The following is an 8,609-nucleotide window of genomic DNA, read 5'->3' as shown; positions in this document are numbered from 1 at the left end:
TGCAGACGGACCTGACCGTCATGATCTCGGGCGAATCCGGAACCGGCAAGGAGCTGGTCGCCCGCGCGCTGCACGAATACGGCCGCCGTCGCAACGGCCCCTTCGTCGCCATCAACATGGCGGCGATTCCGCGCGAGCTGGTCGAAAGCGAGCTTTTCGGCCACGAGAAAGGCGCCTTCACCGGCGCCGAGCAGCGGGCGCAGGGCCGCTTCGAGCTCGCCCGCGGCGGCACGCTCTTCCTCGACGAGATCGGCGACATGCCGCCCGAGGCGCAGACCCGGCTCTTGCGCGTCCTGCAAGAGGGCGAATTTACCCGTGTCGGCGGTCGCACGCCGATCCGCGCGAATGTGCGCATCGTCGCCGCCACCCACCACGACCTGCGCCGGTTGATCCGCCAGGGCATGTTCCGCGAGGACCTTTTCTATCGCCTCAACGTCGTGCCGATCCGCTTGCCGCCCTTGCGCGAACGGACCGAGGACATTCCCGAGCTCACCCGCCATTTCCTCGCCAGCGCGGAGGCCGAAGGCCTGCCGGCCAAAAGCGTCGAACCGGCGGCGATGGAACGGCTCAAGACCTACCGCTGGCCCGGCAACGTGCGCGAGCTGGAAAACCTCGCCCGGCGCCTCGCCGCGCTCTATCCGCAGGACGTCATCACGTCCTCCGTCATCGACGGCGAACTGGCGCCGCCTGCGGTCTCGGCCAGCGGCGGCACCAATCAGGCCGTCGATAATCTCGGTGGGGCGGTGGAAGCCTATCTGTCCTCGCACTTCTCTGGCTTCCCCAACGGCATGCCGCCGCCCGGGCTCTATCACCGCATCCTCAAGGAGATCGAGATTCCGCTGCTGACGGCTGCGCTCGCCGCCACCCGCGGCAACCAGATACGTGCCGCCGACCTGCTCGGTCTCAACCGCAATACGCTGCGCAAGAAGATCCGGGATCTCGATATCCAGGTTTATCGCAGCGGCGGCTAGGGGATGGCCGGCGGCTGGGAAATGCCAGCGACGCGACGGCGTGGCCGGCAGTGACCGGATGTGCCACCCGACGATTCGCATGCCTTCAACACCATGGTCGGAATCGGCATGTCGCATTTCAATGCGGGCCGCTACCGCGAGTCGGCGCATTGGCAGGCGAGGGCTCTGGCCGAGCATCCGTCTTCTACCTGGATCCACGCCACGCTCTGTCCGGCATATGGTCTTGGCGGCCAGAAGTCCGAAGCGGAGCACAGCCTGCATTTGTTGCGCCGGGAATACCCGGATTTGACCGTGGAAGCGGCGATGGCGGCCTATCCGCCGGTATCGGCTGCCTATCGCGAGCGGTGCGCTCGAGGCCCTGCATGGCCTCGGCTTGCCTTCATGAACCCTTCATGAGCCCTCCATGAGCCCTTGGGCGGCGTTGCACGGCCGTCAAATAAGGGCTGTTGACGGCCTCGTTACCGAAAAAGGCGCCGCGGAAATGTCGCAATTCGGCAACAGGTTGTGATAAGATTGCATCAGTCCGCGGGCAGGCGGACTGACCCTGTCAGCTCACCATTTTGCCTTTGATGACCAGCTCAGAACCTGCAGCAGACGAACTGGACGACCCGTCGCTCGCGCGGCCGAAAGGCTGGGCGATCCGCCGCTGGCTGGCGCCCGTCGCGATCGCCTTGGCGCTGTTCTCGGCGTTCCTGACCTTCGTCGTCCTGACTGGCTTGACGCCGATCGAGCCGAAGCGGGAGGTGGTCTACGGCTTCCTGCTGATCAATGCCGCGACCATCATGGTCCTGCTCGGCATCATCGCCCGCGAAGTCTGGAAGGTGGTGCAGGCCCGCCGGCGCGGCAGCGCGGCGGCGCGGCTGCACATCCAGGTGGTCAGCCTGTTCTCGATCATCGCGGTGCTGCCGGCGGTGCTCGTCGCCATTGTCGCCAACGTCACCATCGACCGCGGCCTCGATCGGCTGTTCTCCGGCCCGACGCGCGAAGTGATCCAGAACTCGCTGATCGTGGCCAATGCCTATCTGCACGAGCACGCGCAGATAATCCGCGGCGACATTCTGGGGATGGCCAACGATATCTCCAACGCGCGACCGTTGTTCCAGCTCGATCCGCTGAGCTTCCGCCAGAGGCTCACCGCGAGCGCCGCCTCGCGCAACCTGCCGGGCGCAATGGTGATCGACAAGGATCGCAATATCCTCGAAAGCGCGCAGACCGGCATCCAGCAGGAGTTCACGACCCCGGACGCCGAATTCCTCAAGGGCGTCGACGAGAACGAGCCGCAGATCGCGGTCTTCATCGAGGCCAACTACGTTGCGGCCGTCATTCGTCTGCGCGGCTTCACGGATACGTTCCTTTATGTTGCGCGCGTGCTCGACCCGCGCGTGGTGGCGCAGCTGCGACAGACCCAGGCCAGCGTCGCCGAATATGCCGCGCTGGAATCGCGCAAGCTCGGCATTCAGGTCGCTTTCGCGCTGATGTTCGCGGTGATCGCGCTGACCATCCTGATGGCCTCGGTGCTGATCGGCCTCAACTTCGCCAACCGCCTGGTGGCGCCGATCCGCCGTCTGATGAGCGCGGCCAACATCGTCTCGACCGGCGACCTCAACGTCCAGGTGCCCGTGCTGAAGTCGGAAGGCGACCTCGCCCAGCTCGGCGAAACCTTCAACAAGATGACGCAGGAGCTGCGCAGCCAGCGCGACGAGCTGGTCAATGCCTCCGAGCTGATCGACAGCCGCCGCCGCTTCATCGAGGCGGTGCTGTCCTCCGCCAGTGCCGGCATCATCGGCGTCGACGCTTCGGGAAGCATCGGCATCCTCAACCGCTCGGCGGAAAAGCTGATCGAGAAGTCCGAGTCCGAGGTGCTGGATCATCCGCTGTCGGAGGTGCTGCCCGAGCTCGACGACATGATGAAGACCGCGCGCGAGGGCACGCAAAAGCTGGTGCAGGGCCAGATCACCCTCAACCGCGACGGCCACGAGCGCAACCTGTCGGTCCGCGTCAGCGCCGAGCAGACCAGCCAGTCGCTGGACAGCTACATCATCACCCTCGACGACATCACCGAGCTCGTCAGCGCCCAGCGCACCTCGGCCTGGGGCGACGTCGCCCGCCGCATCGCGCACGAGATCAAGAACCCGCTGACGCCGATCCAGCTTTCCGCCGAGCGTATCCGCCGAAGGTTTGGCCGCACCGTCACCGAGCCAAAGGACAAGGAGATCTTCGAGCAGTGCACCGACACCATCGTGCGCCAGGTCGACGACATCAGGCGCATGGTCGACGAGTTCGCGCGCTTTGCCCGCATGCCCAAGCCCGTCATGGAAGGCGAGGACGTCGCCGACGTGGTGCGTCAGGCGGTGTTCCTGATGAAGGTTGCGCATCCCGAACTCGATATCGAGGCCGACATCAAGCAGGACCCGATGCACGCGCAGTTCGACCGCCGCCTGATCTCGCAGGCGCTGACCAACATCATCAAGAACGCGACCGAGGCGATCGAGCAGGTTCCGCCGGACGAACTCGGCAAGGGACGCATCGACGTCGTCGCCCAGCGCGAAAACGACGACATCTTGATCGACGTCATCGACAACGGTATCGGCCTGCCCAAGGTGGCGCGCCAGCGCCTGCTGGAGCCCTACGTGACGACACGCCAGAAGGGCACGGGCCTCGGACTTGCGATCGTCGGCCGCGTGCTCGAAGACCATGGCGGCCGCATCGAGCTGAAGGATGCATCCGACTTCCGGCCCGGCCAGCGCGGGGCCTGGATGCGCCTGCGCTTTGCCGTCACGGGACAGGCGAAGAAGCAGGGCGAGCCCGATCAGGAAACAAGGCCGCAGGTTTCTGAAACCAGTGCGGCGGGACCGACGACTAATGACCAAGAAAAAATCAAGGCCGAGACCGGCAGCTGACAAGACAGGTGTAACCCATGGCCAGTGACATTCTGATTGTCGACGACGAAGCCGATATTCGCGATCTCGTAGCCGGCATCCTCGACGACGAGGGTTTTTCGACCCGCACGGCGCGCGATTCCGATTCTGCGCTGGCCGAGATCGCCAACCGCCGGCCGCACCTGGTGTTCCTCGACATCTGGCTGCAGGGCTCCAAGCTCGACGGCTTGCAGCTGCTCGAGCAGATCAAGAAGGACAATGCCGATCTGCCCGTCGTGATGATCTCCGGCCACGGCAACATCGAAACCGCGGTCGCCGCGATCAAGCGCGGCGCCTATGATTTCATCGAAAAGCCGTTCAAGTCCGACCGGTTGATCCTGGTCGCCAACCGTGCGCTGGAAACCTCGCGGCTGAAACGCGAGGTGAAGGAGCTGAAGCAGCTCGCGCCGGCCGCCAGCGTCCTGACCGGCCGCTCCGCCTGCATGAACCAGCTGCGCCAGACCATCGACCGCGCCGCCAAGGCCAACAGCCGCATCATGATCGTCGGCCCGTCCGGTGCCGGCAAGGAGCTGGCCGCGCGCACGCTGCATAACCTGTCGAGCAGGGCCGACGGTCCCTTCGTGGTGATCAACGCCGCCGCCATCACGCCGGAGCGGATGGAGCTCGAGCTGTTCGGCGTCGAGCAGACCAATGGAGGCGAGCCGCGCAAGGCCGGCGCGCTGGAGGAGGCCCATGGCGGCACCTTGTTCATCGACGAGGTCGCCGACATGCCGCGCGAGACCCAGAACAAGATTCTGCGCGTATTGGTCGACCAGACCTTCCAGCGCTCCGGCGGCACCGCGAAGGTGAGCGTCGACGTCCGCATCATCTCCTCGACCGCGCGAAATCTCGAAGACGAGATCGCGGCCGGGCATTTCCGCGAGGATCTCTATCACCGGCTCTCGGTGGTGCCGATCCGGGTGCCGCCGCTGTCGGAGCGGCGCGAGGACATCCCCGAGCTGATCGACTATTTCATGGACCAGATTTCCTCCGCCACCGGCCTGCCGAAGCGGCAGATCGGTCAGGACGCGATGGCGGTGCTGCAGTCGCATGTCTGGCCCGGCAATGTCCGCCAGCTTCGCAACAATGTGGAGCGCGTGATGATCCTGGCGAGCGGCGGGCCCGAGGTGATCATCACCGCCGACATGCTGCCGGCGGACGTCGGTTCCATGGTGCCGGCCATGCCTACCAGCAACAATGGCGAGCACATCATGGGCCTGCCGCTGCGCGAGGCAAGGGAGGTGTTCGAGCGCGACTATCTGATTGCCCAGATCAGCCGCTTCTCCGGGAATATCTCTCGCACGGCGGAATTCGTCGGCATGGAGCGCTCGGCGTTGCATCGCAAGCTGAAGGCGCTCGGTGTCGGCTGACGCAGCTGGCCGCGCGATCTTTGTCACTGGCGGTGCGCATCGCATCGTGCCCGCCTCACAATATGTTGACCGGCGGTGCATTCGTGCATCTTTTGCACTCGGCCCGGTCTGGTCTAAACGATCATTTCCCTGGCGTGTTGCAGGTGCATGAATGGACGCGATCTTGCGAAAGATTGTGTGTGCGGCGACCCTGATGGCGGGGATGTTCCTCCTGATGGCGGATGCCCGCTCCACTTCTCTCTCGCTCGGCGGGGAGTTGTCGAGCGTTTCGGGCGATGCGCCTGCGGCGGTGCGCGGCTCAAGCGAGGTACGTGTTGCTGCGCGGCTTGTAACGGCGAAGCTGCCATGTCCGCTCTGTCCGAAGCAGAGCAAGACAAAACAATGTTCTACGACGCCGTGCCCTCCCGCTTCAGCCTCGCTTGAGGGACCGAGGCTAGTTGCGATCACGCTTGACGGGTCTTCACTTCTATTGCCGAGCGAGGATGCCAGCCGCAATGGAATTGACCCGCGTCCCGATTTACCGCCCCCGAAATCCTGACCTGAGTACGTTGCTTGCAGCGTGATCGTGCTGCCCGAAGGGGCGCGGGCTCCCCGCGCTCAATGGTGACGCACGCTTCGTTTCAATACTCAGATCAGGACATACAGAAATGCATCTCAATATCTCGCCTAACACCGCGGCCACGCAGTCGCTACTCGCGCTTATCCTGAGGGTGGGGCTTGGCCTTGTCTTCGTCATCGGCGGCAGCGCCAAGCTGGAGCGTTTGCTCACACCCTCAAAAGCCCGAGGAATCGTGGATGAGTACGTGGGGCCGCTCGGCTACATCAACCAGACGTTCCTGGATTGGCTCTTTGCAGGACATCTTCCGGCGTTTGTCACGCCATGGAGCTTCCTGACGTTCCTGTCGACCTTCGAGTTGATCTCGGGGGCCATGCTGATCGCCGGGTTGATGGTACGTGCGCAGGCCGTTCTGTGGGCGCTCCTGCTGTGGAGTTTCGTTTTCTCCCTGCCCGTGGTGACCACACCGGGAGTGAAACTGGCCACCGCGACCTACACTTCGCCGGCCGAGTTCGTGCAGATCCGCGACATTGCACTGTCCGGCTTCTTCTTCGTGCTCTACAACCTCGGCCCTGGACGGGTCAGCCTTGACGCCAGCCGCTTTGGTCTCCCGGCCGCATTTGGCCGGGACTGGGACGCGCTTGGCCTGCTATTGCGGTTGTCGCTTGCGTCAGTGTTCCTGGTCGGTGGGCTTTTCGCCGGTTACAACAAGATCACGACGTTCGGGATGCCAGGGTTACTCCTGACGGCAATCGGCGTTGGCCTGGTAGCGGGTGTCGGTGTGCGCTATTTCGCGCTTGCCGCGGTCGCCGTACTCGCATGGTTCATGCTGAGCAAGATCGCGGGCGCCAGCGGCACCATCGGTTACTTGAATTCCGTCAAGCGGGAGTTCGCGCTGCTTGCAGGTGCGGCCGTGCTTGCGGCCGCCGATGGAGGCCGCTCGTTTGCTCTCGATAAGGCGTGGCGATCGGTCCGCGAGGGATTGAGCGTCTACGTTGGCAACGGCCAGGCAACTGACCTGCCCCAACGGAACCGCTAGACGCAAACTCGTGGGAGAAGCCGCTCAGGCTTCTCCCACGAAACGGCAATACGCCAAAAAATTATCGCCAGCGTACGAAGATCGGCGTCGGCTGACGCAATAGAATCGGCTCGCTCCGACCTTACGTGCAGGCCGGCGGCCATGCGCCGGTCCATGCAGTTGCTTGGGAATATTCGTCTCTTTTTGAGGCCTTAGAGAGAAATGCCACCACGTTCGTTACCGGGGAGGCGCGAACGCGCTTGCCTAAAATCTGCACCTGCCTTCTAATCGTACCGCCGCACCTCAGGAGGGGGATCTCAAGGGGAAGGCGGCACCCGGCGAACGGCTCCAACAGAGGGCAGCCGCCGGTTCAAAAATAAAAAACTGCGGGATAAAAAATGGCGGCAGACCGCGCACAAAACCTACAAGACACCTTCCTTAATCACGTTCGTAAAACCAAGACGCCACTGACGATCTTTCTGGTCAATGGAGTGAAGCTGCAGGGGATTGTCACCTGGTTCGACAATTTCTGTCTCTTGCTCCGGCGCGACGGTCACTCGCAGCTGGTCTACAAGCATGCGATATCGACCATCATGCCCGGCGCTCCGATCCAGTTGTTCGAGGGCGGCGAGGAACAGGCTTGAGAGAGACCTGAGTGGAACCCCGGACTTTTGGCGGGGGGACCGACCGTCCACGGTCGGGAGGGGATACGTCTACCGGGCGGGTGATTGTCATCGGCCCCTACATGCGGATGCGCCGCGGCGATGCCGATGCGCAAACGGATGCGGTCGTCCGGGATTCCGAGGCAAGGCTGGAGGAAGCCAAGGGGCTGGCGGCTGCCATCGACCTCACGGTGGTGGATGCGCTGATTGCGCCGGTCGCGCAGATCAGGCCGGCGACCTATCTCGGCAAGGGCAAGGTCGAGGAGGTGCTCGGCCTCGTCAAGGGCAACGACGTCGAGCTCGTGGTGATGGATTGCGCGCTGTCGCCGATCCAGCAGCGCAACCTCGAGAAAGCCTGGGGCGCCAAGGTGCTCGACCGCACCGGGCTTATCCTTGAAATCTTCGGCCGCCGCGCCAAGACGAAAGAGGGCGCGCTGCAGGTCGAGCTCGCCCATCTCAACTACCAGCGCAGCCGCCTGGTGCGGTCCTGGACCCACCTGGAGCGGCAGCGTGGCGGCTTCGGCTTCATGGGCGGTCCGGGCGAGACCCAGATCGAGGCCGACCGCCGCCTGATCCAGGAACGCATCACGCGCCTTGAGAACGAATTGAAGAAGGTGCAGTTGACGCGGCGGCTGCATCGCGCCGGCCGGCAGCGCGTGCCGTACCGCGTGGTGGCGCTGGTCGGCTACACCAATGCCGGCAAGTCGACGCTGTTCAACCGCCTGACGCGCGCGGACGTGCAGGCCGCCGACATGCTGTTCGCCACGCTCGACCCCACCTTGCGCGCGCTGAACCTGCCGCATGGCGGCAAGGCCATGCTGTCCGACACCGTCGGCTTCATCTCCAATTTGCCGACGCAGCTCGTCGCCGCCTTCCGCGCCACGCTGGAGGAGGTGCTGGAGGCCGACATCATCCTGCATGTCCGCGACATCTCCCATGAGGATGCCGAAGCGCAGGAGCGCGACGTCGATGCCGTGCTGCGCCAGCTCGGCATCGATCCCGAAGCCGGCTCAGGTCAGCGCGTCATCGAGGTCTGGAACAAGATCGATCGGCTCGATCCCGAGGAGCGCGACAACCTTCGCAATATCGCAGCGCGCCGTCCGCCCGAGCGGCC

7 protein-coding genes are annotated in these 8,609 nt (G+C 64.2%); all 7 read left to right on the top strand.

Annotated elements, in window-relative coordinates:
• Window positions 1-971 (top strand): sigma 54-interacting transcriptional regulator (locus ACT4OC_RS15985; protein ID WP_444839979.1); only part of this gene is annotated, 971 nt, incomplete at its 5' end.
• A 108-nt stretch (window positions 972-1,079) separates the two neighbouring features.
• Window positions 1,080-1,367, top strand: coding sequence for a hypothetical protein (locus ACT4OC_RS15980; RefSeq protein ID WP_444839978.1), 288 nt, complete (start codon window positions 1,080-1,082; stop codon window positions 1,365-1,367).
• 173 nt (window positions 1,368-1,540) lie between these two features.
• Entirely contained in the window at window positions 1,541-3,871 is a 2,331-nt protein-coding gene (locus ACT4OC_RS15975; protein ID WP_444839977.1) for an ATP-binding protein, read from the top strand.
• A 17-nt stretch (window positions 3,872-3,888) separates the two neighbouring features.
• Window positions 3,889-5,259 carry a nitrogen assimilation response regulator NtrX gene (gene ntrX / locus ACT4OC_RS15970; protein ID WP_444839976.1) on the top strand — a complete coding sequence of 457 codons (1,371 nt, stop codon included), beginning with the start codon at window positions 3,889-3,891 and terminating at the stop codon, window positions 5,257-5,259.
• Between the two features lie 647 nt (window positions 5,260-5,906).
• Window positions 5,907-6,854 (top strand): DoxX family protein, encoded by a 948-nt coding sequence (locus ACT4OC_RS15965; RefSeq protein ID WP_444839975.1) that lies wholly within the window; start codon window positions 5,907-5,909, stop codon window positions 6,852-6,854.
• Window positions 6,855-7,231: 377 nt separating this feature from the next.
• Window positions 7,232-7,477, top strand: coding sequence for an RNA chaperone Hfq (gene hfq, locus ACT4OC_RS15960; RefSeq protein ID WP_444839974.1), 246 nt, complete (start codon window positions 7,232-7,234; stop codon window positions 7,475-7,477).
• 11 nt (window positions 7,478-7,488) lie between these two features.
• Window positions 7,489-8,609, top strand: a 1,121-nt coding sequence (gene hflX / locus ACT4OC_RS15955) for a GTPase HflX (RefSeq protein WP_444839973.1), incomplete at its 3' end; no start/stop codon positions are given.

Origin of the sequence: Bradyrhizobium sp. (assembly GCF_052389815.1) — a bacterium.
GTDB lineage: Bacteria > Pseudomonadota > Alphaproteobacteria > Rhizobiales > Xanthobacteraceae > Bradyrhizobium.
This window is presented reverse-complemented; position numbering and strand designations above follow the sequence as displayed.